Annotated in this window: 14 protein-coding genes; 9 read left to right on the plus strand and 5 right to left on the minus strand. The window is 72.9% G+C overall.

The features are described from left to right. Nucleotides 1-47: 47 nt before the first annotated feature. Entirely contained in the window at nt 48-4,199 is a 4,152-nt protein-coding gene (locus CP984_RS37800; protein WP_032922036.1) for a non-ribosomal peptide synthetase, read from the plus strand. A gap of 5 nt (nt 4,200-4,204) precedes the next feature. Here CP984_RS37800 and CP984_RS37805 read toward each other — a convergent pair whose 3' ends face one another. The 3 genes from CP984_RS37805 to CP984_RS37815 form a co-directional block, all read right to left on the minus strand. Continuing rightward, the gene (locus CP984_RS37805) at nt 4,205-5,146 is read right to left on the minus strand and encodes an erythromycin esterase family protein (protein WP_003986061.1); all 942 of its coding nucleotides are present in this window, start codon (nt 5,144-5,146) and stop codon (nt 4,205-4,207) included. A 106-nt stretch (nt 5,147-5,252) separates the two neighbouring features. Beyond that, the gene (locus CP984_RS37810) at nt 5,253-5,762 is read right to left on the minus strand and encodes a hypothetical protein (protein WP_003986062.1); all 510 of its coding nucleotides are present in this window, start codon (nt 5,760-5,762) and stop codon (nt 5,253-5,255) included. Nucleotides 5,763-5,825: 63 nt separating this feature from the next. Beyond that, the gene (locus tag CP984_RS37815; protein WP_003986064.1) at nt 5,826-6,815 is read right to left on the minus strand and encodes a helix-turn-helix transcriptional regulator; all 990 of its coding nucleotides are present in this window, start codon (nt 6,813-6,815) and stop codon (nt 5,826-5,828) included. Between the two features lie 117 nt (nt 6,816-6,932). Here CP984_RS37815 and CP984_RS37820 point away from each other — a divergent pair, with 117 nt between their 5' ends. Further along, complete coding sequence (locus CP984_RS37820) at nt 6,933-7,367, plus strand: DUF3224 domain-containing protein (protein WP_003986065.1); 435 nt, start codon at nt 6,933-6,935, stop codon at nt 7,365-7,367. On the opposite strand, the gene CP984_RS37825 is transcribed toward CP984_RS37820, so the two are convergent. Next, a complete protein-coding gene (locus CP984_RS37825; RefSeq protein ID WP_030179151.1) occupies nt 7,352-11,848 on the minus strand; it encodes a cation-translocating P-type ATPase in 4,497 nt (1,498 codons plus the stop codon). The genes CP984_RS37820 and CP984_RS37825 overlap by 16 nt on opposite strands. Nucleotides 11,849-12,127: 279 nt before the next feature. Between CP984_RS37825 and CP984_RS37830 the strand changes: the two genes are divergently transcribed. The 4 genes from CP984_RS37830 (at nt 12,128) to CP984_RS37845 (ending at nt 15,731) form a co-directional block, all read left to right on the plus strand. Then, nucleotides 12,128-12,823, plus strand: a complete 696-nt coding sequence (locus CP984_RS37830) for a formylglycine-generating enzyme family protein (protein WP_003983451.1) — start codon at nt 12,128-12,130, stop codon at nt 12,821-12,823. 230 nt (nt 12,824-13,053) lie between these two features. Next, nucleotides 13,054-14,154, plus strand: a complete 1,101-nt coding sequence (locus tag CP984_RS37835) for an alpha/beta hydrolase (protein WP_003983452.1) — start codon at nt 13,054-13,056, stop codon at nt 14,152-14,154. Nucleotides 14,155-14,282: 128 nt separating this feature from the next. Then, nucleotides 14,283-14,897, plus strand: a complete 615-nt coding sequence (locus CP984_RS37840; protein WP_129820757.1) for a hypothetical protein — start codon at nt 14,283-14,285, stop codon at nt 14,895-14,897. 75 nt (nt 14,898-14,972) lie between these two features. Continuing rightward, the gene (locus tag CP984_RS37845; protein WP_003983454.1) at nt 14,973-15,731 is read left to right on the plus strand and encodes a PIG-L family deacetylase; all 759 of its coding nucleotides are present in this window, start codon (nt 14,973-14,975) and stop codon (nt 15,729-15,731) included. Between the two features lie 150 nt (nt 15,732-15,881). On the opposite strand, the gene CP984_RS37850 is transcribed toward CP984_RS37845, so the two are convergent. Further along, on the minus strand, nt 15,882-18,692 hold the full coding sequence (locus CP984_RS37850; RefSeq protein WP_003983455.1) for a helix-turn-helix transcriptional regulator: 2,811 nt from the start codon (nt 18,690-18,692) through the stop codon (nt 15,882-15,884). Nucleotides 18,693-18,860: 168 nt separating this feature from the next. Between CP984_RS37850 and CP984_RS37855 the strand changes: the two genes are divergently transcribed. The 3 genes from CP984_RS37855 (at nt 18,861) to CP984_RS41655 (ending at nt 25,069) form a co-directional block, all read left to right on the plus strand. Continuing rightward, complete coding sequence (locus tag CP984_RS37855) at nt 18,861-19,775, plus strand: MBL fold metallo-hydrolase (RefSeq protein WP_003983456.1); 915 nt, start codon at nt 18,861-18,863, stop codon at nt 19,773-19,775. A 21-nt stretch (nt 19,776-19,796) separates the two neighbouring features. Continuing rightward, the gene (locus CP984_RS37860; RefSeq protein ID WP_003983457.1) at nt 19,797-21,302 is read left to right on the plus strand and encodes a carboxylesterase/lipase family protein; all 1,506 of its coding nucleotides are present in this window, start codon (nt 19,797-19,799) and stop codon (nt 21,300-21,302) included. A gap of 125 nt (nt 21,303-21,427) precedes the next feature. Further along, nucleotides 21,428-25,069, plus strand: a complete 3,642-nt coding sequence (locus tag CP984_RS41655; protein ID WP_003983458.1) for a hypothetical protein — start codon at nt 21,428-21,430, stop codon at nt 25,067-25,069.

Genomic DNA, 25,069 nt, shown 5'->3' on the forward strand with positions numbered 1-25,069 from the left:
GGCCCGGCCGCCGTGAAGACCAGCACCTTCGTCAGGAGACGGCAAGCATGAACAGGAAGCCAGGCAACCGCGGTCGCCGAATGCCGCTGACCGTCGCGCAGACGGGAGTGTGGTTCTCCCAGGAGCTGGACACGGAGAACCCGAGCTACCGTGCCGCCGAGTACGTGGACATCCACGGCCCGGTCGACTTGGTCCTGCTCGACGCCGCGGTGCGCCACACCGTGGCCGGCGTCGACACCGTACGGGTCCGCTTCGAGACCGACGAGGACGGCGGCGTGTGGCAGGTGCCCGACCTGGCGGACGACTGGCCGCTGCCCGTCGTGGACCTGCGGGACCCCGGCACCGCCGGGCCGCGCGATCCGTACGCCCGGGCCGAGGCATGGATGTGGGACGACCTGCGCGAGCCCGTCGACCTGCGGCGCTCCCCGCTGTTCAGCTTCGCGGTGCTGCGGCTGCCCGACGACCACTGCGTGCTGTACATGGCCCTGCACCACATCGTCCTGGACGGCTACGGCTTCTCCCTCTTCATCCAGCGCGTCGCCGAGGTCTACTCCGCGCTGGAGGCGGGCGAGGACATTCCCCCGTGCCGGCTGAACACGCTGGAAGAGCTGCTGGCCGACGAAGCCGCGTACCACGCCTCCGAACGGTTCACCCGCGACCGCGCGTTCTGGGCCGAGCGGTTCGCCGGCCGGACCACCGACACCGATCTCGCGAGCCGCCTGGCCTCCGTGCCGCACCGCTTCGTGCGGGAGACCGCCCACCTGCCCGCGCCCGCCGCCGACGGACTGCGCTCCCTGGCCCGGCAGACCCGGTCCGGGCTGCCCGTGGTCGCGATGGCCGCCCTCGCGCTGTACGTACACCGGATGAGCGGCAACACCGACGTGACGCTGGACCTCACCGTCACCGGCCGCGTCGGCGCCGTACCCCGCAACACGCCGTGCATGCTCGCCAACGTGCTGCCGCTGCACGTCGGACTGGGCCCGTACACGACCGTACGGGAGCTGGTGCGCCACACCTCCGAGCGGGCCCGCGGGCTGCTGCGCCACCAGCGCTACCCGTCGCCGTACCTCGTCCAGGAAATGGGCGCCGCGCACACCGGCGGCCACCTCGGCGACTGGGGCATCAACATCATGAGCTACGACCCGGAGCTGAGCTTCGGGCAGCACCCGGCCACCCTGCACAATCTCTCCAACGGGCCGGTCACCGGCCTCGGCGTCAACGTCTACGAGCGCACCGACGACGGCAGCCTGCGCATCGACTTCCAGGCCGACCCCGGCCTGTACGACGCCGAGGTCACCGCCGCCCACCAGCGCCGCTTCCTGGCCCTGCTGGACACGCTCGCCGAGGTCGACCCGGAGCAGCCCGTCGGCGGCATCGACCTGCTGCCGGCGGTCGAGCGCCGCCGGGTGACCACCGGCTGGAACGACACCGCCCGTACGGTCCCGGTCACCACCCTGCCCGACCTCTTCCAGGAGCAGGCGCGCCGCACACCCGACGCCACCGCGCTCGTCTGCGGCGCCACCAACTGGACATACGCCGAACTGAATGCCCGCGCCAACCGGCTGGCGCACGCGCTGATCGCACGCGGCGCCGGACCCGAGACATGCGTGGCGCTGGCGCTGCCGCGCACGGCCGAGCACATCGCGGGCCTGCTGGCGGTGCTCAAGACCGGCGCCGCGTATGTGCCGGTCGACCCGGAGCTGCCCGCCGAGCGCATCCGCTTCCTGCTCGCCGACACCCGCCCCGCATGCGTACTCACCACGACGGCGGCCGGTGAGCGCCTGCCGGACACCGCCACCGCGCTGTGCCTCGACGACCCCGCCACCGTGCGGGACTTGGGAAACCGGCCGGTCACCGACCCCACGGACGCCGACCGCCGGAGCCCGCTGACGCCCGGCCACCCGGCCTACGTGAGCTACACCTCCGGATCCACCGGGCAGCCCAAGGGCATCGTCGTGGAACACCGCCAGCTGACGAACCTCTTCTTCGACCACAAGGCCGAACTGATCGACCCGGAGACGGCCGCGGCCCGGCGCCGCCTGCGGGCCGCGCTGACCGCCGCGTTCTCCTTCGACACCGCCTGGGAAGGCCCGCTGTTCCTGGCCGCCGGCCACGAACTCCACCTGGTCGAGGACGCCGTACGCCTCGACCCGCCCGCCCTCGTCGCCTACATCACCGACCGGCGCATCGACTTCCTCGACCTCACCCCCACCTACCTCCACCAGCTGCTCGCCGCCGGGCTGTGCACCGGCGAAGGGCACAGCCCGCGCATCCTCATGGTGGGCGGCGAGGCCATCGACACCGCCCTGTGGGAGAAGCTGCGCACCCTGCCCGGCACCACCGCGTACAACTACTACGGGCCGACCGAGTGCACCGTGGACGCGGTGTACTGCCGCATCGCCGACCAGGACGGACAGCCCGTCATCGGACGCCCCGGGCGCAACGTCCAGGCGTATGTCCTGGACGCCGCGCTCAACCCGGTGCCGGCCGGGGTACCGGGCGAGCTGTACCTGGCCGGCGACCAGATCGCCCGCGGCTACCTCGGCCGGCCCGCGCTGACCGCGGAGCGGTTCGTCGCCAACCCGTTCGCCCACGCGGGCAGCGGATCGGCCGGCGGCACCTGCGGCGACCCCGGAGTGCCCTGCACCTGCGGTGCGCCGGGCTCACGCATGTACCGCACCGGCGACCGGGCGCGCTGGACGCCCGACGGCATCCTCGAATACCTCGGCCGCGCCGACGGGCAGGTCAAGGTACGCGGCTTCCGCATCGAACCCGGCGAGATCGAGACCGCGCTGGCCCGGCACCCGGGCGTCGCCCACGCGGTGGTCACCGTACGGGAGGACACCCCCGGCGACCGGCGCCTGGCCGCGTACGTGGTCCCCGCCGCCGGAATCCCCGGCCGCGACGCGCACACCCGCATCCCGGCCTCACGCCGCGCCGACGGCCGTACGTCCCCCGATCCCACGCAGGTCGACAACGAGACCCTGCGCGCCTGGGCCGCCGCCCGCCTGCCCGAATACATGGTCCCCGGCGCCTTCGCCCTCCTGGACCAGCTGCCCCTGACCTCGAACGGCAAGCTCGACCGCGCCGCGTTGCCCGTCCCCGAGGCCCCCGCCGCCCGCAACGGCCGGGCGCCGCGCAGCTCTCGGGAAAAGGTGCTGTGCGCGCTGTTCGCCGAAACCCTCGGAGTGCGGCAGGTCGGCATCGACGACGACTTCTTCGCCCTCGGCGGGCACTCCCTGCTCGCGGCCAAACTCATCAGCCGTATCCGCTCCGCCCTGGGCGCCGAACTCTCCATCCGCACCCTGTTCGAAGCGCCGACCGTCGCCGACCTGGCCGAGGCGCTGGAGACCGGCGACGGCACCGACGGCTTCGAGGTGCTGCTGCCGCTGCGCACCCAGGGCACCCGGCCTCCGCTCTTCTGCGTCCACCCCTCCGGCGGGCTCAGCTGGTGCTACGCGGGGCTGCTGCGCCACCTCGGCCCCGACCTGCCGGTGTACGGACTCCAGGCGCGCGGCCTGGCCCAGCGCACGATGCTGCCCACCACCTTCGAGGAGATGGTCGCCGACTACGTCGGCCAGATCCGCGCCGTCCAGCCCACCGGCCCCTACCACCTGCTCGGCTGGTCCCTCGGCGGCGCGCTCGCCCACGCCATCGCCGTCCGGCTCCAGGCCAGGGGAGAACGGGTCGGCCTGCTCGCCATGCTCGACTCGCGCCCCATCGACCCCCACGGAGCGACCGGCACCGCGGTGACGGAACACGACATCCTCGCCCTCCTTCTGGAGGCGGCGGGCCACGACCCGGACCGGTTCCCCCGCCCGCTGACGGTCCCCGGCGTGGCAGCTGTGCTGCGGAGCCAGAGTGGCGGCGGCCAACTCCTCGACTCGCTCAAGGAACACCCCGCACTCGGCGAGGACCGCCTCACCGCTGTCACCGAGGTGTTCACCAACTCGGTCAAACTCCTCCCGACCTTCTCCGAAGGCATCTACGAAGGCGACCTCCTCTACTTCCACGCCACCGAGAACAAGCCCCCTCATGCCCCCACCGCCGAATCCTGGCGCCACCTGGTCACCGGCCACATCGAAAGCCACGACATCGCCTGCACCCATCACGCGATGACGCAGGCGGGGGCGTTGGCGCGGGTCGGCAGGGTGGTGGGGGAGCATCTGGAGGCGGGAGTGGTGCGGACGGGGCGGTGAGCGTTTCAGAGGAAGCGCGCGGACGAGACGGTCCGGACGTGCACCAGCGCGTCGAACCAGTCCGCGAGGGAGCCGCCGGACAGATGGTGCGCGGCATAGTCACGAGCGTCGTAGCGCGGCCCGACCAGCCGCGTCCTGACCGGCGCGGTGAGCCACTCCCGTACGGCCGCCGGGCTCGGTGCGCGCAGGTTCCAGAGGTACGCGTCCGGAAGGCCGGAGCGTCCCAGTGTGGCTTCGGCGAACTCCTCCGGCGGGGCGGGAACGGCCATCGGAGCCGAGCCGTGGTGGAAGGTCAGGCCGATCGAGACGTACCCGCTGCCGTAGTGTTCGCGCAGGTAACCGCCCGCGTTGCGGTGTGTCGCCGGGGGCGACGAGGGGGAGACGGTCCGGGGATCGCCCTTGACGGTGTGCGCGAGGCCGCCCCAGTAGACGACCTTGTCGCCGGTGTGCTGCTGCCACCGGATGGTGTCCTCCGCCAGAACCCGCTCGATGTCCGCAAGCCCGCCCGGCCCCTGTGGCACCCGCTGCCCCTCGGGAGCACCGGCGAACCGCACCGGATCATCCGGATGCGCGACGTTGTACGCCCGCATCCACTCCACCGCGTCAGCGATCTCCTCGATCCGCCAGAACGGCCGCGCCTGCGCCAGCATCGCCCGCGGATCCCCGGCGCCGGTCCGGACATACGCGTCCAGCCCGGCCCGTACGGCATCGTCTCCCTCCAACGCCAGCGAACGAAAGCCGTGACGCTCGACCAGAAACCGGAGAATCCGGTGGGAGACCCCGGCCAACTCATGCGACAGCCGCGTCGACGCACCGACCGCGACGACCCGCGCGCCCCGGACGAGGCCGTCCAGCGGAGCGAGATCGTCGGCCGGGGCGCCGGGGTCCGCCATGGTGAGCGGATGGGCGTGGTCCCGTATCCAAGCGGCGACGGCCGTTGTGGTCATGGCTGGTTCTCCTCGGGTGGTGAGCGCCGTAAGGCGGGTGCGTGACACCTGAGGAGCCTGGGTCCTCAAGCGGACTTGAGGTCAAGGTGGGGTGGGGTGGGCTGCTTCACATGGTGAGGTAGCTCAGAGCCGCGCGGGCGAACCCGGCGATGTTGCGCGGGCAGTGCCAGTGGCCCGGGGCGTATTCGTCCGGGACCTCGGCCTCCTGGGATATCAGGGCCGAGAGAGCGGAGGGGAGTTCTTCGAGCTGGGTGTCCAAGTCGTCTTCGTACGGCTCGAAGGGGTGCTTCTCGTGCTCGCACATCCGGTCGCCGTGCGCGCGGGCCACCACGGAGAGCACCTCGGCCGTCCGGGCTTCGACTCCAGGGCCCGGCGCGGCCGCGGCGACGTATGGAACCAGCGTGACCAGCCCGAGGGTCCACAGAAGGGCGTCCGGGCCCGTCGGGTCGGCGTCGAGGCGATGCACGCACTGGAGGACCGCTTCGTCCGCTTCGCCGAGGTGGTACCCGTTGCGGATGTCGTCCCAGTCGTCCAGCAGGTCCCGCCACGCGTCGGGCGTGGTGGGGGCAGGAGCGACGGGCTCCGGAGCGGTGGGCCGGGTGGTGCTGGTGCTCATGTCTCGTACGACGAAGGAGCTGGTGCCGGAGTTCCCGTTCAACGGTCGGTGACGAAGAAGAATTCACGCGTCGGGGGTCAACTCCCCGTACCGCCGCGCCAATTCGGCCGCCACCCGCCCCACTTCCCCCCGAAGTTCCTCCGGCCCCAGCACCTCCGCCTCCGTGCCGAGTCTGAGGAGGTCGCCGACGGCTACGGAGGGGGTTTCGACCGGGAGGTTCACTTCTGTCCAGCCGTCGTCGTCCGGTGGGCCGGCGGTTTTGAGGGCCTGGGTGCCTGCTGTGCCGAATTGCATGGGCAGGAGGCGTTGGGCGCGGGGGGAGATGCGCAGGCGTGCTGTGGCCTGGTGGAGTTGGGATTCGAGGCGGCGGGAGGAGTCGGTCCAGTAGGCGGCCAGGTCGAAGGCGGGGGGTCGGTCGAAGGGGGTGTGCGTTGCTTCGGCGGTCAGGAGGCGGGAGATGCGGTACGTGCGGGGGGTTGGTGTGCCGGCGGGGGTGGCGACCGCGTACCAGATGCCGCCCTTGAGGACGAGGCCGAGCGGGTGCAGTTCCCGTTCCGCGACGGTGCCGCCCCAGGCCCGGTACTGGACGCGCAGTGTGTGCTGTTCCCATACGGCGTGTGCCACGGACGCCAGGTGGGGGACCGGGTCGGCGTCCCGGAACCAGGCGGGGGCGTCCAGGTGGAAGCGGTCCTGGAGGCGGCGGGCCCGGTCGGCCGGGCCGGGCGGGAGTGCGGCCTGGAGTTTGAGCTGGGCGGTCGCCAGGACGGCGCCCAGGCCCAGTTCGCGGGCGGCACCGGGTACGCCCGCGAGGAACAGGGACTCGGCCTCGGCGTCGGACAGTCCGGTCAGCCGGGTGCGGTAGCCGTCCATGAGCGAGTAGCCGCCGTCCGGGCCGCGTTCGGAGCGGACCGGGATGCCCGCGGCGCTGAGGGCTTCGATGTCCCGGTAGACCGTGCGCGGCGACACCTCCAGTTCGGCGGCCAGTTCGGTGGCGGTCATCCGGCCGCGGTTCTGGAGGAGCAGGAGGAGGGAGAGCAGACGGTCGACGCGCATGCGGTCATTGTCGCGCCGTACCTGACAGGAGGTGTCAGGTACGGGGGTCAGGCTGTGATCGACCGCCGCGCGGACCGGTTACGGGTGCCGCGCCGACGCACGACCGGAAGGACCACCATGTCCACGCAGTCCAGCGCCCGCCGTACGCGGCTCACCGGCCACTTCACCTATGCCGGCTGGGAGGAACGCGCCCTCGGGAGCCGCCCGGAGGGCACGTACCCGGGCCTCGCGCACGCCGCCGTCACCAACGCCTTCGCCGGCGGCATCGAGGCGGCGGAGACGACCTGCGCGTACACGATCGTCTACCTCACGGAGAAGACCGGCACGTTCACCGGTATGGAACTGCTGGACGGGAGTGTGGACGGGCACAGGGGCACGTTCGTCGTGGAGGAGCGCGGCTCGTTCGACGAGCGGGGGAGCGTGCGCTGCGCCTTCCAGGTCGTGCCGGGCTCGGGCACCGGGGAACTGGCCGGGCTGCGCGGCACCGGCGCGTTCACCCACGAGCCCGGCCAGGAGTCCGTTCCGTACACCTTCGACTACGACTTCGGCTGAGCGGCGGGCATCCGTCGTACGACGGGGGCGAGCGCCGTGCCCGCGAGGGTGGCCGCGGCGATGGCGCCGAGCGTGATGCCCCAGGCCACCGGGCCCATCGGGGTGCAGCCGAAGAACCGGCTGACGCCCGGCGTCTGGATGACCGCCGCCAGCACCGCGGCCGACCCCAGGCCGGCGATCAGCACCCTGCGGTCCGGCCCACCGATGAGCACCGTCTGCGCGAGCTGGGTGCCGACCACCGCGGCCAGCGCGACGGTGCCCGCGCGGCGGCGCCGGCCGGTGAGCCGGGCCGCGCCCCAGGCCAGCGTCGCGCCGAGGGTCGTGGTGAAGCCGCGCAGCAGCAGCTCCCGGGTGAGCGCGGTGCCCAGGGAGCGGTCGGGGCCCTCACGCAGCAGGCGTTCGCCGCCGTCGCCGGACGGTTCGCGGATCGCGATGGCCAGCGCCGGTGCCAGGTCGGTGAGCAGGTTGACCAGCATGATCTGCCGGGCGGTCAGCGGGGCGCGGCCGGTGAGGGCCGCGGCGAGCACACTGAAGCCGATCTCGCCGAGGTTGCCGCCGATGAGGACGGCCAGCGCGGCGCGGACCGAGGTCCACATCGCCCGTCCCTCCATCAGCGCGGCGATGATCGTCTCCAGCCGGTCGTCGCTGACCACGAGGTCGGCGGCGGCGGTGGCGGCCGGGGTACCCCGGCGGCCCAGCGCGATACCGATGTCCGCGAGCCGGATGGCGGGCGCGTCGTTGGCGCCGTCGCCGGTCATCGCCACCACCCGGCCGATGCGCTGGTACGCCTGCACGATGCGGACCTTGTGGTGCGGGCTGCACCGGGCGATCACATCGACCCGGGGCAGCAGCGCGTCGAGCGCGTCGTCGTCCAGTTCGTCCAGTTCGGCGGCGCCGCACACGCGCTGGGAGGCGCCGTTGTTGATGGTGGAGGCGATCGCGTCGGCGGTGGCCGGGTGGTCCCCGGTGAGCATGACGATCTGAACACCGGCCTCGCGCAGCCGCTCGGCGGCGGGCGGTGCTCCGGCCCGTACGGGATCGGACAGGGTGAGGAAGCCGAGCAGCACGAGCCCGTCCACGGCTTCTTCGGCGAGGGACTCGCCGGGCTCCATCGGGCGTTCGGCGACCGCCAGGACCCGGCGGCCCGCGCCGGCCAGTTCCTCGGCGGTCGCGGTCAGGCGGGCACGTTCCCGGTCGTCGAGCGGGCGGTCGGCCGTGCTGCCGGTACGGCGCCGGGCGCAGCGTTCCAGAACGTTCTCGGGCGCGCCCTTCACGCTGAGCAGCGCGCCGCGCGAGGACCGCCCGGTGGTGGCGTGATAGGCGCGGGACGGCTCGAACGGCAGGTCGTCGGTACGGTGCCAGCCGGGCGCGCCGTCCTCTACGGTGACGTGCCGCCGATGGGCCCCGGACATCACCGCCCGGTCGGTCTGGTGCGCCAGCGGTTCCGAGGAGTGCTCGGACGGGGTGGCGCGCAGGGCCGCGGCCAGGATCTTCCGGCGCGCGTCGTCCAACCGGCGGGCGGGCAGCGCCCGTTCGCCGTCGCTGACCTCCGCGAGCTCCAGGGTGCCTTCGGTGAGCGTGCCGGTCTTGTCGAAGCACAGCACGTCGGCGCGGCCGAGCGCCTCGATCGTACGAGGGTTGCGCACCAGCGCCCCGTGCTCGGCGAGGCGCCGGGCGGCGGCCAGTTGGGCCGCGCTGACCAGGAACGGCAGCCCTTCGGGGACGGAGGCGACCGCAAGGTTCACCGCCGAGGCCAGCGTGTGGTGCAGGCGCCTGCCGTGCAGCAGCCCGGCCCCGGCCACGGCGGCGGCCGACCCGAGCGCGATCGGCAGGCTCGCCTTGGTCAGCGACGCCAGCCGTTTCTCCACACCGGCCGTGGGGGCGGCCTGCCGCGCGGTGGCCAGACTGCGCCCGACCTCCGTGGCCGGGCCGGTGGCGACGACCACGGCCGTGGCCCGGCCCGCGGCCACCGTCGTCCCCTCGTACAGCATCGAGCGCCGGTCCGCGAGCTGCGCCGCCACCACCGGTGCGGGGTCCTTGGCGACCGGCAGGGACTCGCCGGTCAGCGACGACTCGTCCACCTCCAGGCCCTCGGCCGTCAGCAGACGGCAGTCGGCCGGGACCACGTCCTCGGTGCCTCCCAGCACGATGACGTCCCCGGGGACCAGGTCACCGGCGCTCACCTGCCGCTCGTCGCCGTCCCGCCGTACCCGCGCGTTGATCGCGGAGCGCTCGAACAGCTCGGCCAGCGCCCGTTCCGTACGTACCCGCTGGACGCCGCCGACGAGCGCCGAGGTGCCGGTGATCGCGGCCACGAGCGCCGCGTCGGTGCGCGAGCCGACGGCGGCGGACAGCGCGGCGCCCGCCGCGAGGACCGGGGTGAGCGGGTTGGCCAGCTCCTCGACGAACGCGGTGGCGAGGCCGGTGCGCCGCGGGCCGTCGGTGCGCCGCGCGGGCGACGAACGGGCCGTGGCCTCGCGGGACGACAGCCCGTCCGGAGTCGCCGCCAGGCGCTCCAGCACCTGGGAGGCCGGCATCAGATGCCACGGCGTGCTCTGCGCCGCCGGGAGCGGCGGGCGGGCCAGCAACTGCCGGGCGCGCCAGGCGCCGAGGCAGAAGGCGGCCGATCCGGCGGTGTGCCCGGCGGTCGCGGCGCGGCGGGTGGCACGGAACGCGCGGGCCTGTACGGCGGCCACCGCCCCCACCCCGCTGCCGCCCGCGGCCAGCATCGCGCTCTCCCGGTCCACCTGCGCCGCCACCGCCACCGCGTCCACGATCAGCCCGGCCGTACTCAGATCGCCGCCGACCAGCAGGTGCGCGCCCCAGGGCGGCGCCTTCCCCTTGCGGTGTACGCCGATGCCGCAGTCGGCGGCGCCCAGGGCGCGGCGGTTGCCCGAGACGAGCAGGACGACCGCGCCGTTGGCCTGGAGTTCCCGTACGGACGCCACCAGCCGCTTGCCGCCGGGCAGGATGGCGTCGGCGTATCGGCATTCCGTGTCCGGGCGGTCGGCGGCCAGCACGATCCGCGCCCCGGCGCGGCGCGCGGCGGCCGCCACGGCCTGCGCGCCCGGCGCGGTCTGCGCCGCCAGCGCCGCGATCGCCTGCGGTTTCCCGTTCCGCGCCAGGCCCAGCAGATGGTCGTAGCCCTTCTTCCGCAGCCGGCGCACGGCGTCCTCCGCCGCGCCGTCGGGCTCGCCGTCCTTCCGGCCGGGCAGGTCCGCCGCCGGGCCGAGCACCCAGCCGTCCGCCGACCGGTGTGTCTCCAGCGGCTCGTCGGCGTCGAACAGCTCGAAGAGACGGGCGGTGGTCCCGTCCGGGTCCGCCTCCGCGAGCAGCTCCAGGTCGGCGAGGTCGTACCGGTCGCCGCGCAGCGCGGTACCGTCCAGCACCACGCAGTCCACCTGACCGAGCCGCCGCAGCACACCACGGTCCATGGCCACCACGCCGCGCAGCGCCAGGGACCGGCCCAGGTACGTGGCGAACCCCTCCCGCCCGGCCTCCGGCGCCTTCGGCATGCCCGCCAGCGCCACGGCCAGCCCGCGGCGCGGCCCGGCGAACGGCACGGCCGCCGCACCGGCCGCCATCCCGGCGATCAGCGACCGGTCGGTGTAGCGGTCCATCGAGTCCTTCGGCGCCGGTACCGGGCGCTCGACCACGATCGGCTCCGCGGCGGCGTCCTGCGGGCCGCGCACCAACTGCGGCTCCACCGCCTCCCAGGCGTTCTTGTACGCGCCGGCCTCCCGCCACTGGGCGATCCGCTGCACCGCGTCCAGCATCAGCCCACCACCCCGGGTGGCCACGCCCTGCGCCAGCGCGCTGACCGCCGGGAGCAGCGACTCGGCCTGCGCCGGACCGGCCAGGCCGCGCGCCACCCAGGCACGCAACCGGGGGTGGTGCTCGAACAGCCCTGCCAGCGAGGCCAGCTCGGCGGGCAGCGGGGCCCATGGGGTCAGGCGGACGAGTGTGACGATGCCCAGGCCGATCGTGTCGGCGGCCAGCCCCGTCATCGACTGGCGGGTCCGCGGCCCCTCGCAGGGGTGGTGCGGCTCCTGGCACCACTCGCCGTGCTTGTCGCACTCCGCATCCGTACGCGCTTCCGCGCCCGCCTCGGCCTCCGCCACCAGGGCGATCAGCTCCCGCTGCCGCGGTGCCCCCGCCCCCAGCGCGACCACCACCCGCCCGGACGGGCTGTTCACCCGCGCCCACTCCACCCCCGGCTGCCGCTCCAGGACCTCTTCCACCCGCCGCGCGACCCGCTCCCCGCCTGCCGTCTGCACCCCGTGCACCGCGATGTAACAGCGCCCCGGCCGCGACCACACCGCCCGGCCGGGCACTCCCGCCAGCTGCCAGACCACCTCCAGGGCCCCTCGGGCACCTGCCCGCACGCCCCGTACCACCGGGCCGGGCAGCGGCAGCGACGGCTTCGGTACGTGGGGCACGCGGATCCCGGACAGGCCGGGCACACCGGACAGCAGCGACATCGAGGGCCCCTCACTCGGAGGACTCCCGGCGAACCCCGCCGGGGTACCGCATGGGTAACCCTCCGGCGTCGCCCTACACGCGCCGGGCCGCACATCGCGGCGCTTTGCGCCATCCGGGTTCGGTGCGGTGGCGGCGGTATGCGGTTGTATCGGTGTCATGTCCGCACCGTGTCCGCGCATGAAGATCGCGTGACGGCCGTACGGCATGCCCCGTGCCCCCGTAGGGCCGCCGCTCCGGAGCGGCCTTGCCAACCGCCCCCGGTCCGGTAGAACACCCTGGTGACAAGCTCCGACACGACAACACCCCGGCTGACGGCCGGGCCCCTGACCGCGATACCGGCGGGCGAGGTCGTCCTCCGGGACGAGGCCGCGAAGACGGACCGGCGGGCCGAGGTCGCGGCCTTCCGGCTGGCGCCGTACCCGGTCACCCGTGAGCTGTACCGAGCCGTGGTGGGCGCGGCGCCCGCCGGCCCGGCGGGACCCCGGACGCCGGTGACCGAGGTCTCCTGGCTGGACGCCGTACGGTTCTGCAACCTGCTCTCCCGCGCGACGGGCCGGCAGCCCTGCTACACGACGGGCACCGACCCCGACGCACAGGATGTCGTCTGCGACTGGCGGGCCGACGGCTACCGCCTGCCGACCGAGGCGGAATGGGAGTACGCGTGCCGGGCCGGGACCTCCGGTGTCCGCTACGGCGAGCTGGACGAGATCGCCTGGTACCGGGACAACTCCGGTGGCGAGGTGCATGACGTGGCCACCAGAACCCCCAACGCCTGGGGCCTGTACGACATGATCGGCAACGTGTGGGAGTGGTGCTGGGACATCTACGACGCCCAGGTCTACGGCCCGTACCGCACATTCCGCGGCGGCGGCTGGCTGGACCGGCCCCGGGGCTGCCGCGCCGCCTGCCGCCGCAAAAGCCATCCGACGCTGCGCATCGACGACCTCGGATTCCGGCTGGCCCGGTCGGGCTGAGGCTTTTCCCGTCCGCGGCACGGCCGGCGCTTTTTCAGTGCGGACGCCACGCAACCCTCCCGGGCTTTTCTCCATCTAGCCTGAAGACATCACTGCCTCGCCGCCCCGGTCGGGAGAACGCGTGTGTGTGAGCCGCGGTATCTCGGCTTCCGCGCCCTGTACGACGGTGTATCAGGGCCCGGGGCGGCACCCGCGGCCCGGCTGACCGGCCGCCCGTAAGAAAGCGCCACATGGGTCTGACCAGCAAGAAAGTGCTGCTCCTGGCCGTCCTTTGCGCGGTAGCACTCTTTGTCCTCACCATCTGGCTGTGGCCGCGCCTGTCCAGGCAGAACTGGCGCACGGTCCTCGGCCGCATCGGCCTGCTGCTGGCCACCCAGGTGTCCATCTTCGCGTTGATCGGCCTCCTCGCGAACAATGCGTACCTTTTCTTCGGTTCCTGGGGGGAATTGCTCGGCATCCAGCAGGATCTCGCGAGCGCCGGCCCCGGCGGCGCGAAGGTGAAGGTGCTCGGCATCGAGCGCGCGGGCCTCCCCGGCGGTTCCAAGCCCCGGGACGCCGGCCGGATCGAGAAGGTCGCGCTCAAGGGTGAAAAATCCAAGATCAATAGCGAGGCGTTCGTGTATCTGCCGCCGCAGTACTTCCAGTCGGAGTACGCGAAGAAACGCTTCCCGGTGTCCGTGGTGCTGACCGGCCACCCGGGTACCAAGCAAGCCCTCTACAAGAAGCTGGACTACCCGCAGACGCAGCACGACCTGGTCGGCAAGAAGAAGATGCAGCCGACCATATTCGTCATGATGAGCCCGACCGTGGCGCCGCCGAGGGACACCGAGTGCGTGGACGTCCCGAACGGACCCCAGACCGAGACGTTCTTCACCCATGACGTACGCGACGACATAGCCAGCCACTACCGGGTCGGCACCGACGCCAAGAACTGGGGTGTCATAGGGGACTCCACGGGCGGCTACTGCGCTCTGAAAATGCCGATGCGCTACCCGAAGGCGTTCTCCACCGGCGTGGCCCTCTCCGGTGACTACAAGGCCCCGCTGGATCGCGACACCGGCGCACTGTTCGGCGGCGACAAGCAACTGGAGCGGGAGAACGACCTCATGTGGCGGCAGAAAAACCTCCCCGCGGCACCGGTGAACCTCCTCGTCACCACCAGCAAGCAGGGCGAGTCGAATTACCGGAACACCTTGCGGTTCATCCGGCAGACCAAATCCCCGGGCCGGATCGCGTCGATCATCCTCGACAGCGGCGGCCACAATTTCGACACCTGGCGCCGTGAGATACCCGCCGCCTTGGAGTGGATGAGCGGCCACCTCAAGGCATAGGCCCTGCTGCCAAGGCCCCGCCCACTCCGCTTCCGCCCCCGAACCCTATGATCGGGCGACGTCCGGCGGGCAGCCCCGCAGGACGACGCTCGATGATCAACGCATAACGGGGAAACGGGGCAGCAGCAGTGCAGCGCAACAAGTGGATACGTACGGCGGCAACAGTGGGCCTGGTGGTCGCGGCGGCGAGCGCGTGCGGGTCGTCACCGGACCCGCTGCTCACCAACGGCACCCCCGTACCGAGCCCGACGGCCACACCGTCCGGGAAGGCCGCGCCCCAGCATCCCGCGCCCGGCAAGAAGGCACCGGTGCTGGACCAGATCAAGTACGACCTGGAGAGCCGCGTCCTGGCCATGGGCGGCGGCGTGCCCCAGCAGACCGTCACCTCCTGCGACACCGCCGAAGTCGGCAACACGCCGCAGAAGTTCACGTGCACCGTCAAATACCTGGGCGTCGACGTGCCCTTCAACGTCGAGACCAAGGGCGGCTTCATTCTGATGCAGTATACGGCCACCCCGACGAAGGGCGGCGTGGTCACCGACGAGGGCGTCCGCGCCCGGGCGTGGAAGCAGTACGGGATCTACGGCGGCAAGGCCGCCAGGTCACTGCGCTGCGACAAGGTCCCCAAGGTCCGCCTGGTCCCGCTCGACAAGCCTTCCGGCTACCGGTGCTATGTGGGCGAGGGGGGCCTCAAGGGGGCTTACGACGTGGTTGTCACGGCTCATGGGATGCGGTTGACGTGATGGGGGGCGGGTGTGCGGCCCCCGGCCCCATGGGGGTGATCGTGGGGCCGTCTCCTATCGGAAGGTGAGTCGGCCATGTCCGTGCCGAGTCTGCTCGGAGTCTTCGCCCACCCGGACGACGAGTCCCTGGCGGCGGGCGGTGTGCTCGCCCGGCACGCCGCCGAGGGCGCGCGGACCGCGGTCGTCACGGCGACCTGGGCCGCGGACTCCCCGCGTGCCGCGGAATTGGCCGAGGCGCTGCGCGTTCTCGGGGCGGGTGAGCCGCGGATGCTGGGGTACGCCGACGCGCGGGTGCCGTGGTCGGCTCCGGGTAGCGCGCGGTTTCTGGACGCGCCGCTCGACGAGGCGGTGCGACGCGTGGTGGCGCACATCCGGGAGTTCCGTCCGGACATCGTCGTCACGCATGACGCGTACGGCGGGCTGCCCGGCCATCCGGACCACGTGCACACCCACCGGGTGACCACGCTGGCGGCCCAGGCGGCCGGGCTCGAACAGCTCTACCCCGAGGCCGGCGCCCCCTGGCAGCCGCGCGCCCTCTACCTGGCCACGCACCCGCACTCGGCGGTGCCGGCGCTGAGGGACCTGATCGGCGCGCGCAAAGCGGTGTACAGCGTTCCGGACGAACGGGTCACCGCGACCGTCGATGTCGGCCCCTGGGTCGGGCAGAAGACCGCCGCCGTACTGGCGCACCGCAGCGAAGTGGAGCGGGGAGCCCTGCCGGGGCTGATCGCCGGTCTCGCGCCGGAGGCCCGGGAGCGGCTGTTGGCCACCGAGTGGTACGTACGCCACACTCTGGCTCCCGCGCCGCCTCCGCAGACCTCACTCACCGTCTGATCACCGGAGCCGGGAACGGGCGCCGGGCACCCCACCCCCGTGAGGGTGCCCGTCCGCACCCCGGTGCGTCCGTGCGCCGTCGGCCGCCCGCGGTGACGCGGGCACCAGGCCGGGACACGGATACCTCCACTTCACCGCACCGCGCATTGTTTAGCAGCCCGTTTCCGTGGGGCTAATCAATGGCGTGGCGAATCCTTCGAGGAGGTCGCGCAGTTGGGAGCGGGCGGTGATGCCCAGTTTGGGGAAGCTGCGGTAGAGGTGGGAGCCGACCGTGCGGGGGGAGAGGAAGAGCTTCTCGGCGATCTCGCGGTTGGTGAGCCCGCGGGCGGCGAGCCGGATGATCTGTTGTTGTTGCGGGGTGAGTTCGGCGAGCGCGTCGGGGGGTGTGTCCGTCACATGGAGACCGGCGGCGCGTGATTCGGCGCGGGCGCGTTCGATCCACGGGCGGGCGCCGAGGCGCCGGAAGGTCTCCAGGGCCTCGGTGAGCGGAGCCCGCGCCTCCGCGATGCGCCGGCGGCGGCGCAGCCATTCGGCGAAGTCCAGCAAGGTCTGCGCGCGTTCAAAGGGCCAGTTCTCAAGTACGGGGTCCGCGAGGGCCGCCCGAAAGTGCGGCTCGGCGTCCTCGGGGTCCGCCAGGAGGCCGCGGGCCCGGCTTATCAGCGCGCGCAGCCGGGGCGAGGCGTTGCCCGCAAGCGCGCGGGCGGCTCGTTCGACGATGTGCGTGGCCTCCTTGTGGCGGCCGGTACGTACAGCGGCGGCGGCCAGATCTGCGAGGGATGGGTAGGACGCGTGGTAGTGCAGGGGCGCGCCGTCCGCCGTGAAGGCCATGCGCAGTTGGCCGTACGCACTCTCGTACGCACCTTCCGCGGCCGACGCGGCACCGAGCGCGCGGCGGGCGTAGACGGCGACCGAGCGGCTTTCCAGTGGATCGATCAGGGCGAGCGCGTCCTCGGCCCGGGTGCGCGCTGCCGCCGAATCGCCCTGATAGGCCAGTACGGTGGCGTCCACCGCGGCCGCGCAGGCCACGGCGTGGTCGAGGCCGGCGGACCGGCCGACCGCGGTGATACGGGCGCAGCCCTCGCGGGCCTGCCCCCACCGCCCCCGCTCGACATAGGCCCAGGCCACCGCGCCGCCCAGCCCCTCCGGCAGCGGCCCCCGCAACTCCCAGCGGCCGAAGGCCGCGTCGAAGGCGCGGACGGCCTGTGGGGTTTCGTCCAGGAGCCACGCCATGATGCCGACCGCGACGAGCCGTTCCGGGCGGGTCTCCGCATCGGCAGACAACCGGGGGAGGAGGGAGGCGAGGTGGGGACGGTTGCCAGAAGGGTCGGAAACGGTCTGTACCCAGGTGCGCAGGCCCAGGTACGCGGCGTCTTCGGGGAGGCGTCGCAGGAGGGCCTGGATACGGTGCCGCTGGGCGTCCTCGCCGGAGTAGAAGCGGACCACGGCGGCGCCGGCCAGGAGGTCCAGAGCGGTGGTAGGGCGGGCGGCGGCCAACTGGTCGGCCGCGTCGGCGAGTCGGGAGAATACGGCCGTGTGGCGTACGGTCAGGGCCGCCAGCCGCCCGGCCTGTACCGTCGCGGCGGTCAGCAGCGACGCGTCGTCCGTGCGCGCCCGTACCGCGGCGGCCAGTTCCTCGACCCAGGCGAGATCCCCGGTGAACACGGCCGCCCGAGCGGCTTCGACCAGCAGCCGGGCACCGCCCTCGCGCTCCGGTGCCAGCTCCGCGGCGCGCTGCAGCGCCTTGGCCGCCGCCGCGTAACCGCCGCGCCGACGGGCCCGGCCGGCGGTCCGTTCCAGCTCCGCCGCCACGGCAGCGTCCGGGTCCGGGCAGGAGGCGGCCCGATGCCAGGCGCGCCGGTCCGGTTCGTACCGCAGCAGCTCGGCCAGCGTGCGGTGAGCGGCGCGCCGGGCGTCCGAGGGCGCGAAGTGGTACACGGCGGATCTGACCAGCGGATGGCGGAACCGGACGTTCCGGCCGGCCCGCCGTACCAGTGCGGCCTCTTCGGCGGGCAGCCACACCGCGTCCCCGGCTTCCGGCAGTCCGGCCTGTACGGAGAGCGCGGAATCGACGCTGTCCATCGCGGCCAGAAGCAGTAGGGCCTGTGCGGTGGGGGCGGGAAGGCCGTCCAGGCGGGCGGCGAAGAGGCGTTCCAGGCGGTCGGTGAGCGGGAGCGGGCCCGCGGGCGTGAGCGACGCAGCCGTGCCGTGGAGGCTCGCTGCCCTTGTCAGCTCGGCCAGTGCCAGAGGATTGCCGACGGCCTGGTCGAGGATCTGCATTCTGGTGCGGCCGGTGGGGCTGTTCGGCTGGAGGTCCAGCAGCTGGTTGGCCGCGGCGTCGTCGAGCGGTTCCAGGGTGAGCGTCGGTATGTGACGGTCGAGTCCCGGTAGGTGGGCGTTACGGGTGGCGACCAGCACCGTCACCGGATCGTCGCCGTCCAGCCGCCTGGCGGCGAAGGCCAGGGCGTCCAGGGAGGCGCGGTCGCACCACTGCGCGTCGTCCAGCACGACGAGTACGGGGCGCCGGTCGCCCAGGGCGGAGAGCAGGCTGAGGATGGCGACGCCGATCAGCAGGGGATCGGATGCGGTTGTCTGCGCAGGCGTCGCCGGTCCCGCGCCGAAGGCGTCGCGGAGCGCCGCGCGCTGCCGCTCCGGAAGCCGGTCCATTTCGGCGGCCACCGGCCGCAGCAACTGGTGCAGCGCGGAGAACGCGAGGCCCGACTCCGATTCGCTTCCCTCGGCGCGCAGTACGTGCGTGCCGTCGGCCTCGGCGCGGCGCGCCACGTGGGCCAGCAGCGCGCTTTTCCCCACGCCCAGGTCGCCGACCAGCATCAGAACCCGCTCGGCCGACGCCGGGTCCACCGTACGCAGGAGGCGCGCCAGCTCGGCGTCCCGGCCGACGACCGGCTCCGTACCGGATTCCGGTTCCGTGGCCGTACCGAGGTCGCCTGCGTGCCCGTCCACGGAGTCTCCAGAAGTTGTGGCTCTACGTATCGGAGCCGTTTTTCCTTGCCCGTTCAGGCTACAAGCGGCCGGAGGCCCGTACGCAGGTGCAGTCAGATGACGGATACCGCGAGCGTCCAGGCCGCTCGTACGGTTCCGGTGAATCATCCGAATTACCAGGGACGCACCATGGAACAAATAACGCTCGGCGATGTCACCGTGACCCGGGTATGGGAATACTTCGGACCCGTCGACATGACACCCGAGACATTCTTTCCGGACAGTCCGAAGAACGTGTGGGAGGACGGCGCCTCCTGGCTGGAGCCGCATTTCCTGGATTCCGGAACGCGGATCGTGAACTCGGCCATCCAGACCTGGCTGCTGCGCAGCGAGGGCCGGACCATTCTGGTCGACACCGGTGTGGGCAACCACAAGGAGCGCCCGTACGCACCGGTCTGGAGCCATCGGGAAACGGACTTCCTGGCGAATCTCGCCCGGGCCGGTGTCGCGCCCGAGGACGTGGACATCGTGATCAACACACATCTCCACATCGATCACGTCGGCTGGAACACGTATCTGGACGGACGGAGCTGGGTGCCCACCTTTCCCCGTGCCACGTATCTGATGCCTAAGGATGATTTCGTCTTCTGGAATCCCGAGAACGGTCACAAGCCGGTGCTCGGCCGCGGTAATCAGAACGTCTTCGAGGACAGCGTGGCCCCGGTGCACGAGGCGGGGCAGACGCTGCTGTGGGAGAACAGCCACCGGATCGACGCGAACCTCCGTCTCGAAGCGGCCCCCGGACACACCCCCGGCTCCTCCGTACTGACCCTCACCTCCGGGACGGACCGCGCGGTGTTCGTCGGCGACATGCTGCACAACCCCGTGCAAATCCTCGAACCGGACACCAACAGCTGCTTCTGCGAGGACCCGGCGGGCGCCCGCGCCACCCGCCGCAAGGTGCTGGGCCGGGCGGCCGACACCAACGCCCTCGTCATCCCCGCGCACCTGGGCGGCCACGGCGCCGTGGAAGTGGCACGCGAGGGAGAGAAGTTCGCCATCAAGGGCTGGGCGCCCTTCACCCCGTACACCGAGCAGCGCTGAAGCCCGCGGAGAGGCACCACTGTGAACCACCACCCCGCCCCCGTCGTCACCACGGCGCAGGGAGCCGTCCGCGGTCTGCGGCGCGGCGACACCGCCGCCTTCCTGAACATCCCCTACGCCGCCCCTCCCCGCGGCGCCGGCCGGTTCGCGCCGCCCCGGCCGCACGAGCCGTGGGACGGCGTACGGGATGCCACCGTGCCGGGGCCCAACGCGCCGCAGTCCGAGCGCGCGCTCGGCAGCGTGGACATGTCCCCGTACTTCGGCACCGGCTGGAGCCGCGGCGAGGACTACCTCACCGTCAATGTCTGGACGCCCGCCGCGCCGGGCGGCGGCCTGCCCGTCATGGTGTTCGTCCACGGCGGCGGATTCGTCGCCGGATCGACGCGGTCCGCGCTGTACGACGGGTCCGCGTTCGCCCGCGACGGCGTCGTCCTGGTCACCCTCAACTACCGTCTCGGCATCGCCGGGTTCCTCGACATCCCCGGCGCGCCCGCCAACCGCGGACTGCTCGATGCCGCCGCGGCCCTGCGCTGGGTGCAGGAGAACATCGCCGCCTTCGGCGGTGACCCGGGCAACGTCACCCTCTTCGGCCAGTCGGCCGGGGCCACCATCGTCGGCGGTCTACTCGCCACCTCTGAGGCCGCGGGGCTCTTCCGCCGGGTGATCGTCCAGAGCGGCAACGGCCTGGGGGCGTTCACCGGCGAGCAGGCCGCCCGCGTCACCGAGGCGGCGGCCGGGCACCTGGGCATCGCGCCCCGTATCGACGCCTTCGCGGAGGTCTCCGACGAGCGCCTGGTCGAGGCCGCCACCCGGCTCGCGGGCATCGACCTCCGGACCGCGACGCACCGCGACCCGCTGCTCGGCCTCAGCCCCTTCGGTCTCGTCCTCGCCACCCAGCCCGCCGAGGCCGTCGCCGCCGGCGCCGGAACCGGCGTCGACCTGCTCATCGGAACCAACACCGAGGAGGCGAACCTCTACCTCGTCCCCGTGGGCACATACGCCACCTCGACCGCCGCGGACGTCGATGCCACGGCGGCCCGCTCGCACCCGGACCCGGCCCGGCTCGTCGACGCCTACCGGAAGACCCGCCCTGGGGCATCGCACGGCGCGCTGCGGTCCGCCGTCATGGGCGACGCCCTGTTCGGCGCGGGCAGCTGGGCCCTGGCCGACGCCCATGCCGCCCACGCCGGGTCCGCCACTTACGCGTACGAATTCGCCTGGCGCTCGCGCGCGCTGGAGGGGCAGCTGGGCGCCACCCACGCGGTCGAGCTGCCCTTCGTCTTCGACCTCGCGCGTCTTCCCCAGCTGTACGGACCGAACGCCCTGCTCGGCCCCGACGAGCCGCCCGCGGACCTCGCCGCCCGCATGCACGGGGCATGGGTACGCTTCGCCGCCACCGGCGACCCTGGCTGGGACCCGTACGACACCGAGCGCCGAGCCACGATGCGTATCGACGCCGCATGGTCCCAGGCCGACGATCCCCGCGGCCCGGAACGACGGACCTGGGTCAACTTCGAACAAATTTAGGGCTGTTGCGATCGACCGCACCCTCTGGTGCGGCTGCGCTGTCAGAGGTAGGTGGTAGAGCTAGACCACGTGGGGGCTGTGCGCACGGCCGGGAGAGCCCGGACGATGCGCGGGGAGGGGGAGCCATGAGCACTCCGGCGGCGCTGCGGTTGCTGCGCGGTACCGATCTGCTGGACCTGACGTTCGGCTTCGCCGGGCTGAAGGTCGAGGAGACCGGCGGGAACAGACGGCTGGTGCGTGCGGACCCGCAGGCGGACGGCTGGATCGCCGTCACCTTCGGGCCGCAGCACACGGTGGAGCAGGCCTTCAGCGACGAAGTGCCGGGGGAGTCCCGCGCGCTGCCGGTGGGCTCGCTCATCAGCGGCCGGAGCGTCCTCGTCTTCGACGTCGGCCCGCAGGACGCGGTGCCCTTCTCCGAGGACGGCCTGCTCGACGCCATGCGACGGCTGCCGCTGCGCGTCGTGGACGCCGCGCGCGCACCGGAGACGCCGGCGGCTCCGGCGCTCGGGCCACCGCCGGCAGACGCAGGCGGTGAGGACGCCGCGGCCCGGGCCATGACCCTGGTGCGGCTGCTCCGTACGACGGCCGAACTCACCGCCCGCCACGGGCCGGAAGCCGCGCTCGCCCTCGCGCGGGCCGCGGGCGTGCCGACCGCCTCCGCCGGGACCGCGGCACCGCTCGCCGCGGCCGGACCGCAGGACCCGCTGGCCGACCCCGCACGCCCCCGCACCGGCATCGAACTGCCCTACCGGCTGTATCTGTCCCCCTCCCAGAAAGCGCGCTGGATCCACCGGGACCGGGCCCCCGCATCCGGCCCCGGCACCCGCGTCGAGCTCTGGCACACCCGGCTCGACGCCGCTACGGTCCGCGCGGTCTGGAACCGGGAGCGCGGCGGCGACCCCGGCGCCCCGTACGCCTTCCGGCAGGCGCTGGAGCCGGAGGATCGCCGGGACATCGTGGACCTCACCACCGGCGCCGGCCTCCTCCAGCCCGACGGCACGCCGTACGTCCCGGAACCGGTCGCCGTACGGCTGCTGATGCTCTCGACGGCCGGCGGCTGGCTGGACGGTCTCGGCAGCTGGCCGCGGCGGCCCCGCGGCGTCTCGCTCTCCGAGTGGCGCCACCGTGCCTCCATGGGCCGCGACCAGTACGTACGGGTGATGCGCGAGGGCTTCCTCTGCCCGTTCGGACACAAGGCGGTGTACGTCCGCGTCACGGAGCGGAAGTTCGACGACGTCCGCGGCGCCTATCTCATCCAGCGCGAATTCGTGGTAGTCCGGCAGCCGTTGAAGACGTACGACCCGAACACCCCGCTGCCCGCCGGGCCCGACCCCGCGAGCGACCTGGCGAACGTGCTGTTCCCCTTCACCAGCGTGCGGCTCGACACCCCGCAGACGCCGAACCTCGTCCCGCCCGCCGACCGGCGGAAGTTCTTCCCCGCCACGCCCGCCGAGCAGCTCTTCCACTTCAAGGTCACCGCGGTGGACCACGGCGGCACCGCGGTGGAGTTCCGTACGCCGCTGCTGTTCCTCGATGAGACCCTGGCCACCGGCGAGGGGCTGGCCGCTGCCGTCGCCGAGTACAACGCGCTGGACCGCAACCCGCCGAACCCGGCGGCCGCCGCCGGTGCCGTCGCGGTGGCGCACCCGCCCGAGGCCAGCGCCGACCTGCTCGGCCAGTCGGTGGCCCTCGCGCCCGTCCTGCGGCCCGACGACACCCGGCTCGACGTGGCCCGGATGGTGTGGGGCATGGCCGCGCCGCCCGCGCTGGCGGACCCGGCGCCGGGCGATCCGGCCGTGTCGAAGAACGCCCCGTTCCTGCCGCAGCTGCGCTGGGCGCAGGCCGCCGTGCCCGCCGTGGGCCGGCTCAGCGGCAGGGACGCCACCGTGCCCGTCGCCTACGCGAAGCGGTACGCCCTGTCCGGCTTCGACACCGTCGGAGGACCGGTCCGCAAGGCCAACGCGGGGCAGGTCTTCCTCAGCCTGCTCACCCCCGCCGACCAGCCGCTGCAAATGGACTTCGGCGGGCAGCGGGACCGGTCCGGCGGCCTCACCGCGCCCAGCATGATCGTGTCCGGACTGTCCCGGCTGACCGGGCCGGTCTCCGGCGTTCCGGTGGCGGCCGGGCAGGACGCGCTCGACCGCATCGCGAACGGCACCTTCAAGCCCGAGGAGTTCTTCCGCCCGCTGGACGTACTGGACGAGATCGGGCCCAGCCTGCTGGGCGTGGTCCCGCTGGCCCAGGTGATCAAGGGCGTGGAAGGGCTGGGCAAGGCCCTGAAGGTGCCCAACTTCTTCACCGAGACCGTCAGCGCGGTCACCGGCTTCCTCTCCGACCTCGGCCGCGCCCGGCAACTGCTCACCCATGAACTGGACCGCTATCCGCCGGCCGCCCGGCAGGTCGCCGACACGGCGGAGAAGTTCGCCACCGTCGTCGCCGACTTCGTCGCCCAGGGGCTCGCCGGGCGCACCGGACCGATCACGATGCGGCAGGTGGACGACGCCTTCAACGCCTTCGCCGCCGCGCTGGCGAATCTGGTCGCCGCCCTGCCCGCCGGTACGGACCCGGGCGTACGGACGCTGCTGACCCGCGTGCAGCAGCAGATCGCGACCTGGACCCGGGCCGCCGGGGAGGTCGTCGCGCTGCGCGACGCCGTGCAGGCCGCCGCCAACGGCTTCAAGCTGCCGGAGACCGTCAACGCGCGGCTGGAGTGGAACCCCGACATCCAGCCCGTGCTTCTCGACGGGTCGCCGGTCTTCCTGCCGGACACCGGCGGGCGGCTGTCCCTCGTCGTGGACCTGCGCGGCTCCCTGCGCGGGGACCTGAGCGTCGGCGCCGACATCAGCTGCAGCCTGGAGAACTTCTCCCTCATCCTGGTGCCGAAGTTCAACGCGCTGCGGCTGAGCTTCAAGCACGTCCGCTTCGTCGCGCGCGCCGGGCGCAAACCCGACATCGACGTCGTCCTCAAGAGCGTCGATTTCATCGGCCCGCTCGCCTTCGTCCAGACGCTGCGCAAACTGATCCCGGTGGACGGCTTCAGCGACCCGCCCGGCATCCAGGTCACCCCGTCCGGCATCGTCGCCCGGTACGGGCTGCCGCTGCCGAACCTGGCCATCGGCGTGTTCAGCCTGGAGAACCTGCGGCTGGACGCCTATCTGGACCTGCCCTTCATCGGCCGGTCACTGGAGATCGGGTTCGCCTTCTGCAGCCGCCAGGCCCCGTTCCGGCTCACCGTCTCGCTGCTCGGCGGCGGGGGCTTCTTCGGCATCGTGCTGACGCCGAAGCGAGTGGCCGTACTGGAAGCGGCCCTCGAATTCGGCGCGGCCGTCTCGCTCAACTTCGGGGTGGCCAGCGGCAGCCTGTCCGTCATGGCGGGCATCTACTTCCGCCTGGAGCTGGCCACCGGCGAATCCCGGCTGACCGGCTACTTCCGGGCCCGCGGCGAGGTCGATGTCCTCGGCATCGTCTCCGCCTCCATCGAGATCTACCTCGACCTCACCTTCGAGACCGCGACCGGCACCGTCTACGGGCGCGCCAGAATCTCCGTCAGCGTGCACATCGGCTTCTGGTCGCAGTCGGTCACCATCGAATGCGAGAAGCGGTTCGTGGGCAGCGGACCCGCCCCCGCGCCGCTCGGCGCGGCGGCCGAGGAACCGCCGCGGCCGCCCGCCTTCGCCGAGATGATGGCGCCCTACACCGATCCGGTCACCGGCGCCCGGCGCGACCCCGTCACCGAATACTGCACCGCCTTCGCGGAGGTGAGCTGA

The organism is Streptomyces rimosus, from assembly GCF_008704655.1.
Lineage (GTDB): Bacteria > Actinomycetota > Actinomycetes > Streptomycetales > Streptomycetaceae > Streptomyces > Streptomyces rimosus.

Excerpts from the sequence above, each read along its gene's own strand:
- CP984_RS37800 (WP_032922036.1), top strand. The coding sequence starts at position 48 with ATGAACAGGAAGCCAGGCAACCGCGGTCGCCGAATGCCGCTGACCGTC.
- CP984_RS37805 (WP_003986061.1), bottom strand. The coding sequence starts at position 5,146 with ATGACCACAACGGCCGTCGCCGCTTGGATACGGGACCACGCCCATCCG.
- CP984_RS37815 (WP_003986064.1), bottom strand. The coding sequence starts at position 6,815 with ATGCGCGTCGACCGTCTGCTCTCCCTCCTCCTGCTCCTCCAGAACCGC.
- CP984_RS37835 (WP_003983452.1), top strand. The coding sequence starts at position 13,054 with ATGGGTCTGACCAGCAAGAAAGTGCTGCTCCTGGCCGTCCTTTGCGCG.
- CP984_RS37845 (WP_003983454.1), top strand. The coding sequence starts at position 14,973 with ATGTCCGTGCCGAGTCTGCTCGGAGTCTTCGCCCACCCGGACGACGAG.
- CP984_RS37855 (WP_003983456.1), top strand. The coding sequence starts at position 18,861 with ATGGAACAAATAACGCTCGGCGATGTCACCGTGACCCGGGTATGGGAA.
- CP984_RS41655 (WP_003983458.1), top strand. The coding sequence starts at position 21,428 with ATGAGCACTCCGGCGGCGCTGCGGTTGCTGCGCGGTACCGATCTGCTG.
- CP984_RS37820 (WP_003986065.1), top strand. The coding sequence starts at position 6,933 with ATGTCCACGCAGTCCAGCGCCCGCCGTACGCGGCTCACCGGCCACTTC.
- CP984_RS37810 (WP_003986062.1), bottom strand. The coding sequence starts at position 5,762 with ATGAGCACCAGCACCACCCGGCCCACCGCTCCGGAGCCCGTCGCTCCT.
- CP984_RS37825 (WP_030179151.1), bottom strand. The coding sequence starts at position 11,848 with ATGTCGCTGCTGTCCGGTGTGCCCGGCCTGTCCGGGATCCGCGTGCCC.